Genomic DNA, 505 nt, shown 5'->3' with positions numbered 1-505 from the left:
AGGCAATACCATTACGTTTATCTCTCGTCTATCTGATGAAATTGAACCTGATATGGTCATGATTCACGGCGACCGTTTAGAAGCACTAGCAGGCGCAGCTGTAGGTGCATTAAGCAGCCGTTTAGTTTGCCATATCGAAGGTGGTGAACTATCTGGTACAGTAGATGACTCCATTCGTCATTCTATTAGTAAACTTTCTCATATCCACTTGGTAGCAAATGAACAAGCTGTCACTCGCCTAGTGCAAATGGGAGAAAAAAGAAAGCATATTCACATCATCGGCTCCCCCGATTTAGATGTTATGGCCTCTTCCACCCTCCCATCCTTAGAAGAAGTCAAAGAATATTACGGTTTACCATACGAAAATTATGGTATTTCTATGTTTCACCCCGTGACTACAGAAGCACATTTAATGCCACAATATGCGGCCCAATATTTCAAAGCATTAGAATTAAGTGGCCAAAATATCATTAGCATCTACCCTAATAATGACACTGGCACTGAA

At 41.2% G+C, this 505-nt stretch carries 1 protein-coding gene; it reads left to right on the top strand.

The features are described from left to right. The coding region (locus DCH402_RS00055; RefSeq protein WP_039998813.1) for a UDP-N-acetylglucosamine 2-epimerase at positions 1-505 on the top strand (505 nt) is incomplete at both ends.

Origin of the sequence: Dickeya chrysanthemi NCPPB 402 (genome assembly GCF_000406105.1) — a bacterium.
Classification (GTDB): domain Bacteria; phylum Pseudomonadota; class Gammaproteobacteria; order Enterobacterales; family Enterobacteriaceae; genus Dickeya; species Dickeya chrysanthemi.
This window is presented reverse-complemented; position numbering and strand designations above follow the sequence as displayed.